22 protein-coding genes are annotated in these 18,020 nt (G+C 71.4%); 8 read left to right on the top strand and 14 right to left on the bottom strand.

Annotated elements, in window-relative coordinates; genetic code table 11:
* Positions 1 to 106 precede the first annotated feature (106 nt).
* Positions 107 to 847: a prepilin peptidase gene (locus EKH77_RS20465; RefSeq protein ID WP_126915786.1), complete on the bottom strand. Its 741-nt coding sequence runs from the start codon at positions 845 to 847 to the stop codon at positions 107 to 109.
* Positions 848 to 905: 58 nt separating this feature from the next.
* Between EKH77_RS20465 and EKH77_RS20460 the strand changes: the two genes are divergently transcribed.
* Together EKH77_RS20460 and EKH77_RS20455 are read left to right on the top strand one after the other, a co-directional pair.
* Positions 906 to 1,265, top strand: a complete 360-nt coding sequence (locus EKH77_RS20460) for a DUF192 domain-containing protein (RefSeq protein ID WP_126915785.1) — start codon at positions 906 to 908, stop codon at positions 1,263 to 1,265.
* A 128-nt stretch (positions 1,266 to 1,393) separates the two neighbouring features.
* On the top strand, positions 1,394 to 2,410 hold the full coding sequence (locus tag EKH77_RS20455) for a methyltransferase (RefSeq protein WP_126915784.1): 1,017 nt from the start codon (positions 1,394 to 1,396) through the stop codon (positions 2,408 to 2,410).
* A gap of 24 nt (positions 2,411 to 2,434) precedes the next feature.
* On the opposite strand, the gene EKH77_RS20450 is transcribed toward EKH77_RS20455, so the two are convergent.
* Positions 2,435 to 3,484 (bottom strand): hypothetical protein, encoded by a 1,050-nt coding sequence (locus EKH77_RS20450; protein WP_126915783.1) that lies wholly within the window; start codon positions 3,482 to 3,484, stop codon positions 2,435 to 2,437.
* Positions 3,485 to 3,869: 385 nt separating this feature from the next.
* Here EKH77_RS20450 and EKH77_RS20445 point away from each other — a divergent pair, with 385 nt between their 5' ends.
* A complete protein-coding gene (locus EKH77_RS20445) occupies positions 3,870 to 4,142 on the top strand; it encodes a hypothetical protein (RefSeq protein ID WP_126915782.1) in 273 nt (90 codons plus the stop codon).
* Positions 4,143 to 4,209: 67 nt separating this feature from the next.
* On the opposite strand, the gene EKH77_RS20440 is transcribed toward EKH77_RS20445, so the two are convergent.
* The gene (locus EKH77_RS20440; RefSeq protein WP_126915781.1) at positions 4,210 to 4,590 is read right to left on the bottom strand and encodes an ATP-binding protein; all 381 of its coding nucleotides are present in this window, start codon (positions 4,588 to 4,590) and stop codon (positions 4,210 to 4,212) included.
* A gap of 428 nt (positions 4,591 to 5,018) precedes the next feature.
* Here EKH77_RS20440 and EKH77_RS20435 point away from each other — a divergent pair, with 428 nt between their 5' ends.
* From EKH77_RS20435 to EKH77_RS20415, 5 genes are all read left to right on the top strand, one after another.
* Entirely contained in the window at positions 5,019 to 5,870 is an 852-nt protein-coding gene (locus EKH77_RS20435) for a helix-turn-helix domain-containing protein (protein WP_126915780.1), read from the top strand.
* A 12-nt stretch (positions 5,871 to 5,882) separates the two neighbouring features.
* Positions 5,883 to 6,074: a hypothetical protein gene (locus EKH77_RS20430; RefSeq protein WP_126915779.1), complete on the top strand. Its 192-nt coding sequence runs from the start codon at positions 5,883 to 5,885 to the stop codon at positions 6,072 to 6,074.
* A gap of 13 nt (positions 6,075 to 6,087) precedes the next feature.
* On the top strand, positions 6,088 to 6,318 hold the full coding sequence (locus tag EKH77_RS20425; protein ID WP_126915778.1) for a hypothetical protein: 231 nt from the start codon (positions 6,088 to 6,090) through the stop codon (positions 6,316 to 6,318).
* Between the two features lie 11 nt (positions 6,319 to 6,329).
* Entirely contained in the window at positions 6,330 to 6,983 is a 654-nt protein-coding gene (locus tag EKH77_RS20420) for a hypothetical protein (RefSeq protein WP_206279890.1), read from the top strand.
* A gap of 169 nt (positions 6,984 to 7,152) precedes the next feature.
* Positions 7,153 to 8,010, top strand: coding sequence for an arylamine N-acetyltransferase family protein (locus EKH77_RS20415; RefSeq protein ID WP_126915777.1), 858 nt, complete (start codon positions 7,153 to 7,155; stop codon positions 8,008 to 8,010).
* Between the two features lie 36 nt (positions 8,011 to 8,046).
* Here the strand turns inward: EKH77_RS20415 and EKH77_RS20410 are convergent, their stop codons facing one another.
* From EKH77_RS20410 to EKH77_RS20360, 11 genes are all read right to left on the bottom strand, one after another.
* Positions 8,047 to 8,601 (bottom strand): OmpA family protein, encoded by a 555-nt coding sequence (locus EKH77_RS20410; protein ID WP_126915776.1) that lies wholly within the window; start codon positions 8,599 to 8,601, stop codon positions 8,047 to 8,049.
* 77 nt (positions 8,602 to 8,678) lie between these two features.
* Positions 8,679 to 9,254 carry a hypothetical protein gene (locus tag EKH77_RS20405; protein WP_126915775.1) on the bottom strand — a complete coding sequence of 192 codons (576 nt, stop codon included), beginning with the start codon at positions 9,252 to 9,254 and terminating at the stop codon, positions 8,679 to 8,681.
* Positions 9,255 to 9,286: 32 nt separating this feature from the next.
* Positions 9,287 to 9,982: a pilus assembly protein TadG-related protein gene (locus tag EKH77_RS20400; protein WP_126918184.1), complete on the bottom strand. Its 696-nt coding sequence runs from the start codon at positions 9,980 to 9,982 to the stop codon at positions 9,287 to 9,289.
* Positions 9,979 to 10,155, bottom strand: a complete 177-nt coding sequence (locus EKH77_RS20395; protein ID WP_397612537.1) for a Flp family type IVb pilin — start codon at positions 10,153 to 10,155, stop codon at positions 9,979 to 9,981. Before EKH77_RS20395 ends, EKH77_RS20400 begins: the two co-directional genes overlap by 4 nt.
* Before the next feature lie 374 nt (positions 10,156 to 10,529).
* Positions 10,530 to 11,426: a DUF5936 domain-containing protein gene (locus tag EKH77_RS20390; protein ID WP_126915773.1), complete on the bottom strand. Its 897-nt coding sequence runs from the start codon at positions 11,424 to 11,426 to the stop codon at positions 10,530 to 10,532.
* Positions 11,427 to 11,463: 37 nt separating this feature from the next.
* The gene (locus EKH77_RS20385) at positions 11,464 to 12,411 is read right to left on the bottom strand and encodes a type II secretion system F family protein (protein ID WP_126915772.1); all 948 of its coding nucleotides are present in this window, start codon (positions 12,409 to 12,411) and stop codon (positions 11,464 to 11,466) included.
* A 14-nt stretch (positions 12,412 to 12,425) separates the two neighbouring features.
* A complete protein-coding gene (locus tag EKH77_RS20380) occupies positions 12,426 to 13,811 on the bottom strand; it encodes a CpaF family protein (RefSeq protein WP_126915771.1) in 1,386 nt (461 codons plus the stop codon).
* On the bottom strand, positions 13,808 to 14,110 hold the full coding sequence (locus EKH77_RS34765) for a pilus assembly protein (RefSeq protein WP_240667447.1): 303 nt from the start codon (positions 14,108 to 14,110) through the stop codon (positions 13,808 to 13,810). The genes EKH77_RS20380 and EKH77_RS34765 overlap by 4 nt, the downstream gene beginning before the upstream one ends.
* Before the next feature lie 165 nt (positions 14,111 to 14,275).
* Entirely contained in the window at positions 14,276 to 16,018 is a 1,743-nt protein-coding gene (locus EKH77_RS20370; RefSeq protein ID WP_126915769.1) for a P-loop NTPase, read from the bottom strand.
* 25 nt (positions 16,019 to 16,043) lie between these two features.
* The gene (cpaB, locus tag EKH77_RS20365) at positions 16,044 to 16,763 is read right to left on the bottom strand and encodes a Flp pilus assembly protein CpaB (RefSeq protein WP_206279889.1); all 720 of its coding nucleotides are present in this window, start codon (positions 16,761 to 16,763) and stop codon (positions 16,044 to 16,046) included.
* A 99-nt stretch (positions 16,764 to 16,862) separates the two neighbouring features.
* Entirely contained in the window at positions 16,863 to 17,825 is a 963-nt protein-coding gene (locus EKH77_RS20360) for a hypothetical protein (protein WP_240667445.1), read from the bottom strand.
* Between the last annotated feature and the right edge of the window lie 195 nt (positions 17,826 to 18,020).

Genomic DNA, 18,020 nt, shown 5'->3' with positions numbered 1-18,020 from the left:
GTGAGAACCGCTGCCAGGGCGTGCTGCCACGACTCCGCGACGACGCTCCCGGGGGGCCCGCCCCCCTCCCTCCCCTCCCCCTTCGCCCCCGCCCCTCGTCCCCCGGTCAGCCTTTGGCCCGTAGGGCACCTGCCAGTACCCCTGCCCACGCGCCCGCGATCAGGAATGGGCCCAGGGGTATGGACGCGCCTCGGGGTACGCGGTGGGTGATGCGTAGGGCGTTGCCGTAGCAGGACGCGAGGAGCAGGCCTGCCAGGGCGCCCTGGAGCAGGGGCCACCAGCCGTACCAGCCGAGGGCGCAGCCCAGGCCCGCGGCGAGTTTCACGTCGCCGAAGCCCATGCCGCTCGGATGGAGCAGGAACAGCGCGAGATAGCCGCCGCCCAGCGCCAGCCCGCCCAGGAGGGCGCGGGGCCAGGAGCCCGCCGCGCCCGGTATCAGCGAGGCCGCTCCGAGCAGGAGTGCCGTCCCCGCCGCCAGGGGCAGGGTCAGGACGTCCGGCAGGCGGTGCACCTGCCGGTCGACGCCCGCCAGCACCACCCCCACGGGCACCGCGAGCAGCCATACGGCCAGCTCGGGCCGTATCCCGACCGCCGCCGCGAGCCCTCCGCACACCACGGCCGTCATGACCGCCGGCCACCACGGCGGCGCCGGCGCGCCCGGCCCGTATCTCTCTCCGCACACGCCGCAGCGGGCCGCACCCACCCAGCCGCCGACGGCATGCCCGCACGGGGCCGTGGATCTCCAACCCTCCTCCGGCTCCACGGCCAGCCGGAACCGCGCGCGCCGTGTCAACACCCCGGCGAGGGCGCCATACACAGCGGCGACGGCGATCAACACAACGTCCATGCCCCGAGGTTACGTACGTTCGCCGATTCTCGCCGGGGCCTGTGGATAACCTTGGCGCATGGCCCGCCACCAGGACGGTTTCGCTCAACTCCACGTCGTTTCCAGCGGGATGATCACACCGCTGGAGATCGCCGCCTCCTACCGGGCCCGGACGTGCGGCCTCCTCGGTCGCGATTCCCTCACGGGCGCCCTCCTCCTGACCCCCGCCTCAGGCGTTCACACCTGGCGCATGCGCTTCCCCATCGATGTCGCCTATCTCGACCGCCACTTCACCGTGCTCACCGTCCGCACCATGCGACCCGGGCGCCTCGGGATTCCCCGGATCAGGGCCCGTCATGTCCTGGAGAGCGCGGCGGGCGCGATGGCGGAGTGGGGCCTGGCGCCCGGCGTGCGCGTCGAGATCCTGCCGTCCGGCTGACCTCTGGGCGCGCCACGGCTCCTCCCCGCTCCGCGTCTGCGCCGACCACGAAGCGGGTAGTACGGATTTATCCGGCACGTCCCTTCTGTGCGCGCCTTCTGCGCGCGCCTCACGAGGAGCCAGCCACCATGAGCGCTACGTCCCCCGGTCCTGACGCTCTCCTGCGGATCGCCTCCGGCTTCATGACCGCGAAGGTCCTGCTCACCGCCAGTTCCCTCGGCCTCTTCTCGGAGCTGGCCGAGCGCCCGCTCACCGGCGACGAACTGCGCGCCCGCCTCGCCCTTCACCCGCGTTCCGCGCACGACTTCCTCGACACCCTCGTCGCCCTCGGCCTCCTGGAGCGCACCGACGGTACATACGCCAACACCCCCGCCACCGCCCGCTACCTTGTCCGCGGCGAACCCACCTATCTCGGCGGATTCCTGGAGATGACCGATGCCAGGATGTACGGGCTCTGGGGCCGGCTCGAAGCGGCGCTGCGCACGGGCGAGCCGCAGAACGAGATCAAGTCCGGCGACGAGGACATCTACGCCACCCTCTACGCCGACCCCGAGCGCCTCGCCGCCTTCCAGCAGGCCATGACGGGGCTGTCCATGGGATCCGTCCTCGCCCTGGTCGACGCGATCGACTGGTCCCCCTACCGCACGGTCGCGGACATCGGCTGCGCCGAGGGCTTCCTGCTGACCAGGCTGCTCCGCCGCCACGCCCACCTGCGGGGCATCGGCTTCGACCTGCCCGCCGCCGCGCCCGGCTTCCAACAGCGACTTACGCAGTCCGGTCTCACAGACCGGATCACCTTCCGCGCCGGGGATTTCTTCACCGAACCGCTGCCACAAGCGGATGTGCTCATCTTCGGCCACATCCTCAGCAACTGGGACCTGCCCACGTGCCGGACGCTGCTGCGCAAGGCCCACGAGGCGCTGCCGGACGGCGGACTCGTCGTCATCTACGAGACGCTTCTCGACGACGACCGCCGGGAGAACGTCGACGGTCTGCTCATGAGCCTCACCATGCTCCTGGAGACCCCCGGCGGCTTCGAGTACACCGGCGCCGACTGCCGGGGCTGGCTGGCCGACGCCGGTTTCCGTGAAAGCCATGTGCGGCACCTGGCCGGGCCCGAGTCGATGGTGATCGCCAGGAAATGACCAGCGGCGTCCCCATCCCGGACGTCACCCGTCACGCCGGCGAGCCAGCAGCGTCCACACCCCCAGCCCCAGCAGCAACGTCACTCCCGTGCCGATCCCCACATAGCCGATCGTCCGCAGCCACTCCTTGCGCGGGCCGGTCCCGGCCGAGGCCACCAGTTCCCCTCCCACACCGCCCTCGCCGCCCGGGTGGCCGCCGCTCCCCTGCGACCGTCCGACGCCCTGGTCGGCCTTGCGCGCGCCCGCGACGTCCACCCGCAAGGTGACGGGCACACCCGCCCCACGCGCCCCCTGCCGCACCTTCGGACTCAGGCTCACCTGGAGGTAGTACCAGCCCGCGAAACGCATGCCCCGCACGACCTCACCACCCCCACCAGCACCACCGCCGTACGCCGCCGGGGGCGTGGCCAGCGAGACGGTGGCCGGTTTGCCCTGGTAGCCGGTGGTCTTGTTCATGACGAAGCCGCGCGCGGCGTTGTTCAGCCCCAGCCGTACGCCGCCGATCACCATCGGAACCCCCTTGTCCGCTCCTCCGAACTCCGCGTCCGCGAAAAGCTGTTCGCCCGCGTCGACCGATACGCGGTAGAACCGCGTGTCCCCGGGCCTGAGCTCGTCGCGCCACGTCCCCGGGCGCAGTTCGGCGGCGTCGTTGAAGCCCGTGCCGCCCGTAACGCCCTCCGCCGTGCCCTGCGGCGGTCTCGACGGCGCCTGCGAGCTCCACGCTCCGGGAGCCGACAACGTATCGGTGGATTCGGTGCGTTGCGGCGGCTCCGCCACATACTTCAGCTCGATCGGTACGGCCGAGGCGTCCCCGCCCAGCGCGTCCCCTCGCTCCACGACGAACCGGTACGAACCCGGCGCCCCGCACGCCGCGCCCGGCTTCACCACGCGTTCCGCGTAGTCCGCGACGGGATACGCGCCCCCGACCGACAGGAACGACCGGTGCCGCACCGTCCCGCACTGTGTCCCGTCCGGCGCCTGTAACGACACGTCGATCCCGTCCCGCAACCCCATCGCGCTCCCCGCCTTCGGCACCGCCACCGCCGATACGTACGCGCTCGACTGAGCGTCCAATTCGACCGTGTAGTACTTCGTTTCCTTCGGCTTGATGCTGTCGGTGTACGTACTCGCGCCCGCCTTCAGCTCAGGACCGCGATCAGCGCTGTTTCCCGCCCCTTGCACGGCAGTCGCCCCCGAAGCCATCCGGTACGCCGCCGGCTCATCCGCCGCCCCGGCCGCCCCCGCCTTATCCGCAGCCCCGACGAGCACTCCGAACGCCGTCGCCACCACGACGAGCCCGCCCCTCATGTCCCGCCTCCCTCACCGCTCCCCGCTCGGGCGGCCCCATCCTGCCCTGCTATCCCGCATGCGCGCGACCGCTCCAACTCGTATACGGTGAACGATCAGTTCCGGCCAAACGTGTGGCTGGATTGATCCGTATCTCTTAGTAAGGAAACCTATGCGTCGTCGCATATCCGCACTTGTCCTGACCGCCGTGATGGCGGGCACCGGTGCCGCCCTCGTCACCGCCCCCACCGCCCAGGCGGCCTCTTTCACCTGCGACATCGCACAGCTGCGTCACGACGCCGCCGTCCTGAAGCAGGAGGCCGCGCGCCAGAAGCGCGCCGGCCAGCGCGAGGCCGCCCGCCGCACCCTCGCCAAGTCCGACGCGCTCTACCACCGCGCCCAGCAGTGCGAGGACCTGGACCGCAACACGTCCCACCACTTCTGACAGACCACCGCTCAGGGCCGGTCCACCGCGTTCCGGTGAACCGGCCCTGAACGTGCGGTGCCCGGCCTCAGCAGAGCGCCGCCGCGTAGTCGGCTGCCCCTTGGCGCGGGAGGTTCACCCATACCCGGGTACCCTCCCGCGCCGGGGCCGGGCGAATCACCCCCCAGCTCCCCTTGCACTCGTGCACCACGCACGCGAGGAGATAGAGCATCTTGTTGCGACGCGCCGCGCACTTCCCGGAACTGTCCGGATCCACGTGCCGCGTGTGCGGATCCCACACGACGATCCTCACCCCTTCCTGCTGCCAGCCGACGGACAGGTACAGCACCTGTCCGGGCTCGAACAGCGCCGCACACGCGACGAGTTCGCCGGTCGCCTGGAGGGCCGGTGGCAGCAGGTCCGCCAGTCCGTGCGCGGCGAGTGCGTTGTGCACGCTCGTGCGAGCCACCGCGACCGCGTGCGGTTCGCCCGGGATGGCGTAGCTGTACGCGAGGGATTCCGGGGAGCGGGTGGTGGAGGTGGATGGGAGGTGGTCGGATGGGTCGGTTGGGCCGGGGGTGACGGTTGGGCAAATGCTTGCGGATGGCATGGCGACGACTCCCGTGTGGGTGGTCTGAGCTTGCGGAGTTCGCACGCGCGCTGCGGTGTACGCCGGTGGCTTGTCTCCCTGACGCAGGCACGCCCCTCCCAGGGACGGAGAGTTCGGGCATGCCCACGCGATGCGCTTCCGGCTGCGCCGGGCTTGTGTGCTACTCCACTGAAGCTAGCCATTCACGGGGCCAATTGGCCACCTCATGTGAAACTTGGCCCCTTTCGAGGGAACTCTCACGACGTGGAGGTGCAGGCGGCTGCGCACCCCGTATAGGAAGAGGTGCCATGGCACAGCGAACTGCTCCCACAGAGCGCCAGAAGCGCTTGGGTTACGAGCTTCACAAGATGCGACAGGCAGCCGGAGTCAGCGCCGAGGCAGCCGCCTCCCTGCTGGGTGTCGATCGCAGCAAGATCTCCAACATTGAACGCGGCATCAGGGCCATCAGCCCTGATCGCCTGAGAAGCTGGGCCTGCTATTGCGCTTGCTCAGACGATTCCTACATCGACGCGCTCGCCAAGATGGCTCAACCTGCTGGCAGAGGGTGGTGGGAACGTTATCGAGGTGCGTTGCCCGGTGGCCTCCTGGACATCGCGGAGATGGAGGCGCACGCCACCCGCCTGCACACCGCTCATACCGTCCACATCCCCGGACTGCTGCAGACAGTCGACCACGCTCGCACCATCTTCGAAGCGGTCGTCCCCCACCTTCCCGAACGAGAGCTGGAGCTCCGACTGGTCCTTCGGCTGGAGCGCCAGCAGATCCTCACCCGGGATGATCCGCCGGATTACTGCGGCATCATTCACGAAGCGGCCCTGCGCATGCAGTTCGGTGGACCATCGGTGGCACGCGCCCAGCTTGAGCACCTGATGAACATGTCGGAGCTCAGCCATGTGACTTTGCGCGTGCTTCCCATTGCCCATGGCGTCTTCCCGGGAGCGGGGCAGACCCTGGTCTACGCGGCAGCCGTGGTCCCCCCGCTGGACACCGTGCAGATTGACAGCACACACGGCCCGGAATTTCTCTATAGCGAGGCCCAGTTGTCCAAGTACCGTGCGCAGCTGGCATGGATGGAACGACTCGCACTGGAACCGGACGATTCACGCAAGTTCATCCATGGCATCGCACGTCAGCTCTGAGGAGTCAGGAACATGCCAGACATCCGCTGGGAAGAGCCGTTCTGCGGCGAAGGCAGTGCGTGCTTCCGGATAGGCACCGACGACAGAGGCCGGGCCTACATCGCCGTAGCCGGTACTGAAGACCGCTACCTCACCGACACCCGCGACGCCTTACGTGCCCTGATCCGGGACATCAAAGCGGGCAAGGCCGACCACCTCCTCTGAGGAGCGCACCCTCATGTCCGACATCCGCTGGGAAGCCCCGTTCTGCGGAGACGGCAACAACTGCTTCCGAATAGGCACCGACAGCGCCGGCCACGCATACATCGCCGTGGCCGGCGCTGAAAACGTCTACCTCACCGACACCCGCGAAGCGCTCCGCGCCCTCATCCGCGATATCAAGGCCGGCAAGGCCGATCACCTCCTGCAGGATCCGGGACCGCTGGGCGGTGTCCGGCAGGGCACGTGATGATGAGGCCCATGACACCGATCACCAGCATGGACCTCACCGGATTCACGGAGCGGGAGCCCGGGGTCTGGACGGACGACCACGGGCTCGTCCTCTCCGTCCACTTCTTCGACCTCGTTCCCGATCTGCCCGCGTCCCTCGACGATCCGGACCGGCTCCGGTACGGGCTGGCTCACTCCGCCGCCCGGGTAGGCGGTGGTCTGATCGAAGCCGTGCTCGGCGACGTGGACGCCCTCCCAGCCGTTCGGCAGCTCGTCAAGATCCCACGGCCCAGCGGCCACGGCCTGGTGTTCATCGGCTCGTGGACGGTTCCGCGAGCCGGGTGCAGCACCGTGGTGAAGGTCCAGGCGGCCGAAGGGCCGATAACCGGCGTCCGCGAGGCCTTCGTTCTCAGCCGTCTGGACCCGTCCCAGTACTTCACCCTCCATCCGTACGCTCCGGACCTCGTGGGCGGCCTGCCCTATCACGTCGCCGACCACGAGCAGTCGGACGCGGAGTTCCCCGACCACCCGCTCACCCGCGTACGGGCGACGCTGGAGCGGATAACCCCCACCCTGACCCTGCACAGCGGATTCAAGGCGTTGCCGCCCTTCGTCCCGCCGAGTCGCCCGGAAATCCGCCGCTCCGACTCCGGCGCCCGTCGCTGGTTTCGCCGTCGGGGCTAATGGTGTCCCGTCCCCCGGCGGTCGCGTTCGCAGCGGCGACCGCGGGGGGATACGCCCCTGGTCCTAGGCCCAAGAGGCGAGCCGGACCCGTCGATATACAGAGGCGCGGACCGCACTCCACCGCCTACCGTCGAGCCGTACAGAACGTTGAACCCGAAAGGGATGGACCATGACGCAGGCGGACTCCGGACGCGGGTGGCACGGCGATCAGCTGGACCTGGATGCCTACCTGGCCCGTATCGGGTACGAGGGGGAGCGGGCGCCGACGCTGGAGGTGCTGCGGGGGCTGCAGCGGGCGCACGTCACGGCGATCCCGTTCGAGAACGTCAACGCCGTACTGGGCGTGCCCGTGCTGCTGGATCTCGAGTCCGTGCAGGACAAGCTGGTGCGCGGCGGGCGCGGAGGCTACTGCTTCGAGCACGTCGTGCTGTTCGCCGCCGCGCTCGAGCGGATCGGGTTCACGTTCACCGGGCTGATAGGCCGGGTGACGATGGGTGCGCGGAAGGTGCTGCCGGCCACGCACGCGCTGCTGGCGGTCACGGCCGCGGACGACGACCGGCTGTGGCTGTGCGACGTGGGATTCGGCGCCGGGCCGCTGGAGCCCATCGAGATCGCCGACGGTACCGAAGTCGACCTCGACGGCTGGCGGTTCCGGATGGAGCGGCGGGACGGCACGTTCGGCATCGACGACTGGTGGCTTCACCAGTACCGGGCGGACGGCTGGGGGGACCGGCACACGTTCACGCTGAGGCCCGCGTACACGATCGACTACGTGGTGGCCAGCCACTACGTCGGCACGCACGCGCGCTCGCCGTTCGTGAAGCGGCTGTTCGCCCAGCAGTTCAGCGCCACAGCGCACCACCGGCTCGACGCCACGACGTGGACCACCTCCCGGCCCGACGGTTCGTCGACCGAACGGAAGGTCGAACCGGACGAGCTGGGGCAGGTGCTGAAGGAGACGTTCGGGATCTCGCTCGGCGCGGAGGAGCTCGCACGGCTGCGCGACGAGGGGCTCGACTCGGACTGACCCGGAAGAGCCGGGGTCCCTACTTCCTCGGGGTCCCTACTTCCTCGGGAAGCTCACCTCCACGCGACGGTTCTTTCGACGGCCGTCCTCCGTCGCGTTGTCGGCGATCGGGTACTGCTCGCCGTAGCCGCGGATCTCGTACTGGATCGTGGCCGAGCCCAGGTCCTTGGCCAGCTCGCGCTGGACCATGTTGGCGCGCTCCTTGCTGAGGGACACGCCGTGGTCGGCGTCGCCGAGGTTGTCCGTGAAGCCGAAGACGCGCAGGGCCGTGGCCTTCTGCTTCTTCACCTCGTCCGCGATCGCGCGGATGCGGGCGCGGGCGGCGTCGCCCAGGTCGGCGCTGTCCTTGTCGAAGATGACCTCCGCCTGGAGGGCGAAGGTGACGTCGACGTTGGTGTCCTCGCGGCGCTCGCCGCCGTCGTCCGTCTCGACGACCGACTTGATGTCGAGGACGCGCCCCGGGGCGAGCTTCCTGCCCGGCCGGAGCTTGAGGCCCGGGGCCGTGGGGTCGAGTCTCACCGGCGGTGTGGTGTTCGTCTGGCGGCCGGGGCCGGCGTCCGCGTACGCGCTGACCGCCGCCGGGCCAGGCATCGTGACAGCGAAAGCCAGCGTCACCGCCAGGAATGTTCCCAAGGGAATCGCTGCCGGAGTCACCCCGCTCACCCCGCTCACCCCGAGATCCTGATCCGCACGGACGGCATCGCCGGAAGCTGGAAGTCCACGTCCGTGACGGACGCGGGCGGCGCCGGGAACTGGGCGAAGACGGGGCGGCTCTCACCGGGACGGATGTTGACGAGGCCCGTGGTGCACAGGCACTCGCCGTCCGTGTCGCGCAGGACCAGGTACCGCTTCTTCCCCGCCGAGTCGATCAGCGAGGCGCCCGAGACCGAGGACTGCGACTTCATCTCCGTCTCCTTCGAGCGCCAGGTCAGCGGGGTGTACGGCTTGCTGCCCCGGTTGGCGACCGTGCCGCCCACAGTGACGAAGCCGCCCTTGTCGCGGACGGCCGACGTGAGGGTGACGACCACGCCGTCCGGGCCCTTGATCTCGCCCAGCTTCCCGCCGCCCGACGACGACACGGGCTCCTCCGACGATTTCGGCGCGGTGTCGGAGCCGGAGCCGCCGCCTCTCGCCGCGTTCAGGTCGATCGTCTTCTTTCCGTCATCGTTCCCCTCACCTCCGCAGCCCGCCAGGGCGAGGGATATGACGACCACAAGGGCCGCACCTGCGATACGAGAGCTCATGGTGCCGTTCCTTCACTGGTCGGACGGTGGGATCACTCCGCGAGGCGCACTGCGAACAGGTCCGTCGCCTTCACCGTCGCCTCCGGGCGCCTGGGGTCGATCACCAGCACCTTCCCGCCGTCGCAGGTGAGGTCGATGACCGGAGGAGGGGACGGAGTCGGGGTCGGGGAGGGTGTAGGGGCCGGTGTGGGTGTGGGTGTGGGTGGTGTGGGGGGTGTCGGACGGGCGTCGCAGCGCGGGGTCACCGTCGCCTTCGCCGTCGCCGTCGCGCGTTTGTCGCCCGTACCGGGGACGACGGACTCCCCCACCGTCCGCTCCGACGTGACCGTCACCGTGAACGAACCCGGCTCACCGCCCGGATCGCAAGTGATCGTCGGCTGGGCGCCGTTCAGCCGCGCGTACGACTCGGCCGCCTCGCAGGCCGGGCCGTCCCGGCCGCCCCGGCCCGCCAGCCAGTCCGCCCAGCCACCCGCACCGGCCGTGCCCGCACCCGCCCCGCCCGCACCGACCGCCAGCAGGAAGCCCGTACGGAGCTGGTCGCGGTAGTCCTGGGCGGCGGCGAGGGCGGCCGCGTCGGCGGCGGTCTGGGCGGCGTTCTTGACGGCACCCGCCCGGCCGACGGCGAAGAAGGCGAGCGCGAGGAAGAGCAGGGCCGCCACGGCCGTGATGTACAGCGGGAACGCCTGCCCCGCGTCGCCGTGGAACCGCCGCTCGGGCGGCCGGTTCAGCCGGTGATGCGGCTGATCTGGTTGGTGATCGCCGTGGCGATCATCGTGCCGAAGTCCGTCGTCGTCAGGACGAGGATGATGGCCACGACCACGGCGATGATGCCCAGGTACTCGACCGAGGTCTGCCCCCGGTCCCGATCCCGGGTCCAGTTCCAGTCGTCCGAGCCGTCCACGCCGTCCGAGCCGGCCGAGTCGTCCGAGCCTTCCGCCGAAAGCCGCTGGATTGCCTTGAGCCTCATGTTCTCCTCCTCGGGAGATCTCCGTACGGACCGTACGGTCCCGTTCCCTTCCCTCACCGGGAAGTTGGGACACCATCTGTCTCACCCCCGTTCGGCGGCGATGCCCTCGGACGTCGACGCCGACGACTGTCCCACATCCGATTGCAGGCGCGAAGGCCCTTCACGGTCTTCCCTCAACTCCCCCAACGGGTGGGCCCCGGCGGGCTCGGAGCAGGGGGCAGCGGTGTGCGGGGATATGTGTATGTGTTGCGAGGCGTGCGTCATGGCGGTGGTTCTCCTCTCACAGGTGGTGATCACTTACTTGGCCCTCACTCCCCCGTGATGGAGCCGAAATCCGTGCCCGAGCCCAGGAAGAACCCCGCGATCAGCAGGATCACCGTGCCCGGGACCATGAACGTCGTGATGACCATCGTCGCCTTGGGCACCGCCCTGGCCGCTCGCCGCCGGGCCAGCTGGGCGTCCGTGCGGCGCATGTCCTTGGCGATGCCGATCAGGGTGTCGGCGATGGGCGTGCCCAGTTCCTCGCCCTGCTGGAGGGCGGTGACGAACTGGGCGACCTGCTCGGAGTCGTTGCGCTCGCGCAGCTCGTCGAAGGCCTGGCGGCGGGCGACGCCCATGTCCAGCCGGCGCAGCACGATCCGCAGTTCGTCCGCCCATGGGCCCTCGTAGTGCTCGGCCACCCGGTCGAGCGCCTGCCGGAAGCTCAGCCCGGCGCTCACGACGACGGCGAGGACGTCGAGGAAGTCCGGCAGGGTCCGTTCGATGGCGGCCCGGCGCTCCCGCACGGCGGCCCGGATGCCGACCTCGATCCAGAACAGGCCGAAGGCGACCATCAGCACGGCGAGCAGGGGCTGGCCCTTGGCCAGCATCACCAGCGCGCCGACGAAGCCGAGCACGCCGTAGACGGCCCGGCGGGCGGCGTAGCGGTCGACGGTCAGGCCGGCCGGGTTGCCGGCGCGGTCGATGCGGCGCCGTACGGCCGCGACGCGCTTCTCGCCCATCAGGCGGAGCACCAGCGGCGCGTGGCGCATGCCGAGCCGGTCGACGGCCGAGCCGACGGCCGTGGTGCGCGTGGAGCCGACTTCGAGGGCCAGGGCGAGGTCGGGCGGCAGCCTGGCCTCGCTGCGGACGAGCGCGATGCCGTAGCAGGCGCCCACGACGGACACGCCGGCCAGCAGCGCCAGCAGGATTCCCACGCCGCTCATCTCCCCACGTCCCGAGTCCCCACGTCCCGGGCCCGGCTCATACGTCGATCCTCGACATCCGGCGGATGAGGAAGAACCCCACCCCGTAGAGGCAGAAGGCCGCCACGACCGCGGCCTGCCCCAGCCAGCTTCCCGTCATCCTGTCCAGGGATCCCGGTGCGATGCGGTCCATCAGCAGCAACGTCCCGATACCCATCAGCGGTACGACGTAGGCCGTGACCGTCACTTGCGAGAGCTGCGTCCGCACCTCGCGCCGGGTCTCCTTGCGCTCTTCGAGGGTGGTGGTGAGATTGCGCAGGGAGCTGACGACCGTGCCGCCCGCGCGGTGGGAGAGGACGAGCGTGGTCACGAGCACCACCAGTTCGCGGGAGGGCAGCCGGCGGGCGAGCTCGCCGAGGGCGTCGTCGACGGAGTGGCCGACGGCGAGCCCGTCGGCGACCTTGGCGAGCTCCTCGCCCGCCGGGGCCTCCATCTCCTCGGCCGCCATGCCGAGGGCCGTGCGGAGGGCGAGTCCGGCCTGGGTGGCGTTGGCGAGGATCCGGGAGAGCTCGGGAAGCTGGTTGATGAACTTCTCGGTGCGTTTGCGCCGCTGCCACACCAGGAACGCGTGGGAGGACCAGACGGCGACGGCGGCCGCCAGCGGCCCGAAGAACGGCGCGAGGAGCAGCGCGGCGGCGATCCACAGGGCGGCCGCCGCGCCGATCGTCGCCGCCGTGAACTCGCCTGCGGTGATGTCCAGTCCGGTCGCCGCGATCTCCCATTCCAGCCGCCGGCCGGGGCGGGTGGCCCTCAGCCACCGGTCCAGGCGCCGGAAGGGCCGGGCGGGGCCGGCGGGGGGTGGGGCGGGGGCGTCGGAGAGCCGGTCGACGAGCGCCTGGTGGCGGTCCCTGCCGGTGACGTACGTCCGTACGCCCGCGACGGCCAGTGTCCCGCACAGCGCGGTGGCGCCGACGGTCAGCAGCGCGAGCTCGTCCAGGTGGTCCATGTCCGCTACCTCAACTACCTCGTACCTCTGATGCCTTGCTGCCCTCGTCCGGTTCCCCGGACGGTGAGTTCCTGGGGGAACGCGGCGACGCCGAAGGCCGGTGGTACGGGCTCGTTCGCGAGCCGTAGCCGCTCGGCGGCGCGTTCGGGGAGCGGGAAGTGCGTGAACGTGCCGCGTACGACGCGGTCGGCGCCGATGGGATCGGCGTCGAAGCGGGCGACGGTGGCGAGGCGGTGACCATCGGCCCCGTACTCGTCCGGCGCCGAGGTCAGCAGGGCGATCTCCGATATGCGGCGCGTGCCGTCCGCGTGGCGGACGAGCTGCACCAGGCAGTCCACGGCGCTGTCGATCTGGTCGCGCAGAGCCTCGTAGGGGATCTTGACCTCGGACATCGACGCCAGCGTGCGCAGTCGCATCAGCGCGTCCTCGGCGCTGTTGGCGTGGACGGTGGCGAGAGAGCCGTCGTGGCCGGTGGACATGGCCTGGAGCATGTCGAGGGTCTCCCCGCCGCGCACCTCGCCGACGATGATGCGGTCGGGGCGCATGCGCAGGGAGTTGCGGACGAGGTCGCGGATGGTGATCCGGCCCTTGCCCTCGACGTTCGGGGGGCGGGACTCCAAGCGGATGACGTGCCGCTGTTGCAGTTGCAGCTCGGCGGCGTCCTCGACGGTGATGATGCGTTCGCCGTCCGGGATGAGGCCGGAGAGGGCGTTGAGGAGCGTCGTCTTGCCGGCGCCGGTCGGCCCGGAGACGACCACGTTGAACTTCGCCCGGACGAGCGCGGCGAGCAGCATCAGCATGGGCTCGTCCAGCGTGCCCATCGCGATCAGCTCCTGGAGGGTGTACGCGCGGGGGAAGCGGCGGATGGTGAGGGTGGCGCCGTTCAGCGCGAGCGGCGGGATGATGACGTTGACGCGTTCCCCGGTGGGGAGCCGGGCGTCGACCATCGGATTCGACTCGTCCACGCGGCGGTTGACCGTCGACACGATCCGCTCGATCGTCTGCATCAGCTGCTCGTGCGAGGCGAACCGTACGGGGACGGGCTCGACGCGGCCGGCGCGCTCGACGAAGACCTGGTCGGGGCCGTTGACCATGATCTCGGTGATGGACGGGTCCTCCAGGAGCGGCTCCAGCACGCCCAGGCCGAGGGCCTCGTCGACGACCCTGCGGATCAGGCTGTCGCGTTCGGCGGTCGACAGGACGGGGCCCTCGCGGCTGATGATGTGGCCGAGCACGCGCTCCAGGCGCGAGCGGCGCTCGTCGGCGGCGAGCGCGGACATCTCGGCGAGGTCGATCTCCTCCAGCAGCTTGGCCCGGTAGACGGGGACGAGATGGCCGGGCTCCCGGCCGTCGGGGCGGGCTTCGGGGGCGGCGGTGATGCGGGCGCGAAGGCCGCTCATGTTCCGGCCGCCTCGGTGGGGCAGGCCATCGTGGCGCTGCGGGTGACGGTGAAGCCGGTGCCGGGGAGGAGGGGCGGGACGTCGACGGTCACGGTGGCCGTGGCCCGGTCGGCGCCGGGGGCGCAGGGGGTGGCGTCGACGTCCGCCCTGGCCGCGACCCAGGGGCTCACGGCCGCGCGGGCGGCTGCCGCCGGGGCGGTCTTCGGGTCGTCGACGGTGGCGGTGCGGGCGGCCGCGCGGGCTGCGGTGCCGGCTTGTTGGGTGGCGTAGGCGGCGATGCCCAGGTAGGCCGCAGCCACGGCCAAGGCCAGTAGGAGGGGGAGGAAGCCCAGGAATTCGATGGAGGCCGATCCTTGGTCGTGGGGGTGGTTTTCGCCCCGGACCCGCCCCTTCCCGTTTCTTTCGGGGGCTCCGCCCCCGGGCCCCCGCTCCTCAAACGCCGGAGGGGCTGGGTTGTGATCCACTCAGTCCTCCCTCGCCACGCCCGCCGTGCTTTCCACCGTCCATGGCCAGTCGGCGGCGCCCGGGAAGAGGAGTGGGACCTTCACGCGGACGCTCGCGCTGTAGACCCCGGCCGCCGGGCCCGGTCCGCAGGACGGTTCCGTGTGCCAGGACTTCGGCATGTCCGCGCGGGCCGCCGCCGCGCAGTCGCGGCCGACCACGCCGGCGCGGGCACCCTTGTCGGCGGCGTGCCCGGCCAGGGAGTAGCTGTAACCGACCAGGACGCACTGCCAGACGACGGCCAGCGCGATGAGGATCAGCGGCAGGATGCCGACGAACTCCACGGCCACCTGCCCCCGGTCGCCGAAACGGTCGCCGAAGCGGTCGCCGAAGCGCTCGCGTCGCCGGAAGCGGCCGCCGGCCGGGGGCACTGGGGACAGCTGCTCCGGGCCCGTACTCGTACCCGTACCCGTTCCCCCGCCGGTGGGGGTCTTGGCAGCGCTGCCCTCTATGGCACGGCGTCTCCGCAGGCCGCCCAGCGCTGCCGGGCGTTCGGCGGCGCCCGTACGGGCCGGGGACGTGGCCAGGCCCAGTTCGCCGGCCAGGGTCCACAGGGCCTGGCGGACGCCGGAGCGGGCGTCGAGGTCCTGCATCCGGCCGGAGTCCACGGCGCCCTGGAGCTCCTTGTAGCCGGCCGGGATGGTCGTCCGGGCGGCGCGGGTGCCGGTGGAGCGGGCGATGAGGGGCGGCTGGATCTCCGCGTTGCGGGTGTGGCGGTTGACCACGGTGGTCGTCTCCTCGGCCGTACGGATCTGAAGCCGTTCCCAGAGCCGGACCATGCGCTTGGCCGCCCTGACGGACACCACGTCCGGCGTGGTGACCAGTAACGCCAGGTCGGCCGCCTCGATGACGGCCGCGCCCGCCGCCGTGATCTGGGTGCCGCAGTCGGCGACGACGAGTTCGTAGCGGCCGCGCAGGGCGGCGGTGATCTGCCGGGCGGCGGGTTCGCCGACGTCCTCCCCGCGTTCGCCCTCGGCCGGGGCGAGGAGCAGGCCGAGGCCGGTGGGGTGGGGGAAGACGGCGTCCGCCAGGACGCGCGGGGTGATGTCGCTGATGCCGGCGAGGTCGGCGATGGACCGGCGGAACTGTACGTCGAGGTAGGAGGCGACGTCGCCGGACTGGAGGTCCAGGTCGGCGAGGGCGACGGCCCGGCCGGCGGCGGAGGCGGCCAGGGCGAGCTGGACGGCGGTGACGGTCGTGCCGACGCCGCCCTTGGCACCGACGACGGCGACGAGCGTGCCGCGCGCCCCGTCGGAGGCGGCGCTTCCGTCAGCGGTTCCCTCGGCCGCCGCGCCGAGATGACGGCGGACTCCGCCGGCCCAGTGCGCGGCGGCCTGGACGCGGGCGCCGAGTTCCTCGTAGGTCGGGGGCAGTATGGCGAGGCCGCGCGCGCCGCAGTCCATGGCGGCGGCGTAGAGGGCGGGCCCGGCGTCCGCCGACATGAGGATCACGCCGGTGGCGGGGAAGCGCAGGGCGATCTCGCGGACGATTTCGAGTGCGGGCGCGGGCCCGAGGCGCTCGTGCACGAGGACGACCTCGGGCAGGTGGGCGATCCCGCCCGCGCCCAGCGCGGCGAGCGCCTCCAGCAGGCGGCTGGAGTCGCCGACGCCGGGCAGGGTCGTCACGCCGGGGAGTCCGGCGAGCACTCCGGCGACGGCGCGGGCGGTGCCGGGGTCGCCGACAGCGGGGAGGATTCTGATCGTCACCGGGAGCCTGCCTCCTCCATCCACGCTATTTGTCACCGTCGAGGGTGTACGTACGGTCGCCGCCGCCGACGGGTTCCTGGCTGCCGGGGGCGACGAGGGCGAGCCGGACGTGCGAGGCGAACGACTCGGCGTAGGCGACGCGCTGGGCGTCCTTGGTGTCCAGGGCGAAGGTGATCGGCACGGCCTCCCCCGCCTGCCGGGTGGTGGCGGCGGACCGGCTGTCGCCGTCCCGTTTGAAGGGCGTGAGCTTGCCGACGTCGATGACCTGGGCGCCGCTGACGATCACCTTGGAGACGGGCTTGGCGCCCTGTTCCTTGGCGTCGAAGGTGGCGTAGATGTTGACCCGCGCGCCCGGCTGGATCTTGCCGGCGACGCCCGTGGCCGCGTCGATCATGATGGCGATCTCCTGCTTGCCGGGGGCGAGGGCGGGCCGGGCGACGATCATGTCGCTCTGGAGCAGCGAGCCCTTCCGCAGCGGGGTGACGGCGATCTTCCCGTGGACGGCGGAGAGGTCGGTGACGGCGGTGACGGGGAGCCAGCGCCTGGGCATGGAGATCTTCTCGAACTCGTCCGTGTCCAGGTCGCGGTAGGCGGGGATATCGGTCTTCAGCCGGTACGCGGTGGTCTCGGGTCCGGTCTTCGACTCGGCGTCGTGGATGACCGAGAACACCCCGGCGAACGCGCCGACGGCGCAGAGGGCCGACAGGAGCAGCAGGACGATGCCGCGTCGCTGGCGTGAATTCATGGGGTGGCGAACCTCGTTCGGACCGGGGTCGGGGGCGGGACGGGCATCGGGGCAGGCACCGCGGGTACCGGGGCAGGCATCGGGACTGTCGGCCCCTGCTCAGCGGCCGCTCGTCGCCGGGGCGGCGTGGCGGGCGCCGGGTGCCCGGGCGGCGGCGGGCGGGCCGAGGGCGTGGGCATGGGCGGAACGGTCGCCGGTCGCGCCGGTCGCGCCGCCCCCGCCGATCGCGGCGTCCGCGCGCGGCACGGGCGCGGAGCAGAAACCGCAGCGGTCACCGATGAGTTCGAGGCCGCACCAGTGGCACTCCTCGCGGCGTACGGAGGTGACGAGCTGGTACAGCACGGACGGGTCGGGGATGGCCGCCGCGAACTCGACCGCCCTCGGGGTGCCCCACCAGCGCCGGGAGTCGGCGGGCAGCGGGAGGATCTCCTGGACGCCCTGGACCCGCCAGCCCGGGGCGAGGGTGTCGGTGACCCAGTCCTCGCCGGTGCGGGGGCGGGAGCGGGCGACGGTCAGCCGGGTGGCGAACCCGGGGCCGTCGGGGGTCTCGCCGGGACCGGTGCGCAGCAGCCTGCGGGCGGGGTTGACGAGGACACCGAAGCGGGTGCCGGGGACGAGGGAGCTGACGTGCGCGCCGATGCTCACGTCCACGCGGTCGCAGCGGGCGACGGAGGACAACTGGGCGCCCGCGTAGATGTAGTGGGTGAGCAGCCGGGCGGCGGAGGCGAGGACGCCGGGGCTGAGGTCGGAGACGGACAACTGCCGTAACTGCCGGGCCAGGACGCCGACGGCGAGCGGTGGCAGGGGGACGGGCAGGAGGGCGACGCGGTCGCTCTCCAGGACCGAGCGCACGGTGTGCAGGCGGCGGACGTAGGCGGCGGGGAGGGAGTCGGGGTAGAGGACGACGAGGTGGCCGCACTGGTCGAGCAGGAGGGCGGCCTGGGTGACGGCCGTCTCCAGGGGCTGCTCCTCGGGGGGCCGCAGCACGGCGGCCTCCGGGACGGGCCCGCCGGGCGGGGGGAGCACCAGATCGGAGCTGGTGACCGCTATCGCAATCGGCACGTCGGCTTCCCCGTTCACTCCGGCCGCGGGGGCTCCGGCGGTCGCAGATCGATACTGCCCAGTGCTGGCGCCTCCGCACTTTATCCACGAATGGAGCGGCTGAGAACAGTTCCTCGATGTTTGCCCCACGGGGTGGTGGCGGTGGTGCCGAAGCCTTGACGAAAGCATTGGTCTGGACCACATTGGCGCCACGGA

The organism is Streptomyces luteoverticillatus, assembly GCF_003970715.1.
Taxonomy (GTDB): domain Bacteria; phylum Actinomycetota; class Actinomycetes; order Streptomycetales; family Streptomycetaceae; genus Streptomyces; species Streptomyces abikoensis.
Note: the sequence above shows the minus strand (reverse complement) of the source record. Positions and strands in the feature narration are given on the sequence as shown.